This is a genomic window from Robiginitalea sp., assembly GCF_049588695.1.
Taxonomy (GTDB): Bacteria; Bacteroidota; Bacteroidia; order Flavobacteriales; family Flavobacteriaceae; genus Robiginitalea.
In genome coordinates this window covers 1-1536 of the sequence record NZ_JBAVZJ010000613.1, presented here as the reverse complement: position 1 = coordinate 1536, position 1536 = coordinate 1, and the positions used below count along the sequence as shown (strand labels likewise).

Here is a 1536-nt window from a genome sequence, read left to right as displayed (position 1 = left end):
GTGCTTATACCATCAAATTCTGGGAAGGTAAAGAGGACTATCGATGCCAAATATTACGGGATAAAAAGGAGTTTCAGCCAAAATGGAAATGGACGCTGTTTAATTTGTTCTTTATCTCAGGGTATCAAAATATTTTAATTCTGCTGTTTACCCTGCCCATTCTTGTGGCCCTTCAATTTAACGATACCCCGCTGGGGATAATAGATGCAGTGGCAGCCATTCTGATGCTCTTTTTCATTATATTTGAGACTTTGGCCGATAACCAGCATTGGAAGTACCAGAGCAAAAAGCATGAGAAGATTAAAAACCATGAGCCTTTGACCGGAGATTATAAAAAAGGCTTCCTGAACAAAGGGTTATGGGCATTATCCAGGCACCCCAATTACTTTGCAGAGCAAGGGGTTTGGATCAGCTTTTACCTGTTTAGTGTAGCGGCTTCGGGGCAATGGTTGAATTGGAGCATTTCTGGTTGTTTATTGCTCGTAGTGCTCTTTCAGGGTAGCTCGGAATTTAGTGAAGAAATAAGCGCAGGAAAGTATCCCGAATATAAGGACTACCAGGCCAGGGTACGGCGGTTTTTACCCATTCCAAAATCAAAATACAATCAATAAACCTTAACTAACTTTACAACTCAATTCAATGAAAAACACAAAGATCATTTTACTTATCGTATGTTGTTCCCTTTGGGGACCGGGGCTTTTTGCACAGGACACTAAGTTTGGTGTACGTCTTGGTGTGGGCATTCCCAATTTAGAAAGTAGAGATAATAACATATATGCCTCGGGTTTTAATTCTGTTGCCGGGTTCGATGGTGGTGTATTTCTAGACTATGGAATTACAGAAAAATTCTCTTTAAAATTTGAACTGGCCTTTGCCCGAAAAGGAGGGGACAAAGATGGCTTACAACCGATACCTACGACTTTATTACCGCCGGAATTGGCTCTTTTAGTAGGAGATAATGTTCTCTACGCGGAATTTGATAACACTGCCATATTCTCCTATATCACTGTACCCATCTTAGCAAAGTACGAGTGGCACTTAGGCAGCAAGTGGGGCGTGTATGTAAATGGAGGAGTATATGCAGATTTCATTATTAATCCAACCCAGCAAACTGAAGGAGAAAGCCAAATATTTTTGGATCCTGAGGGCACTACAGCGCTTCGAATTCCAGTGGAAGGACTACCACCAAATCAATGGCCAGAAATTCCTCCTCAAGACTTTAATACCGACAACGATATTAACGATGACATCTCTAATATGGACTTTGGCGTTATGCTGGGCGTCGGGGCTTCCTATGCCATTAATTCCAAGCATGAGATCATTGCTGATATACGCGGTAGTTATGGATTAATCCCTCTGCAAAAGGATACAGATATTTATGGGGATGTACATATGGGAACTCTGGTATTTTCCCTGGGTTATGCCTATACCTTTGATAAAAAGAAAAAAACCGTCGATTAAACCTTAAACGAACTAAGGGCTGTAAAAAAAATATCTTCAGGGCATTAGTGGGTCCCAATTATAGCTAAAAAGCTC

The 1536-nt window shown here is 41.0% G+C and carries 2 protein-coding genes; both read left to right on the top strand.

The genetic code is table 11. The annotated features are described in order from the left end of the window. On the top strand, positions 1-611 hold a 611-nt coding region (locus tag WBV75_RS13995), incomplete at its 5' end, for a DUF1295 domain-containing protein (RefSeq protein ID WP_424121201.1). Positions 612-639: 28 nt separating this feature from the next. Beyond that, the gene (locus WBV75_RS13990) at positions 640-1461 is read left to right on the top strand and encodes a porin family protein (RefSeq protein WP_424121200.1); all 822 of its coding nucleotides are present in this window, start codon (positions 640-642) and stop codon (positions 1459-1461) included. The last annotated feature ends 75 nt before the right edge of the window (positions 1462-1536 follow it).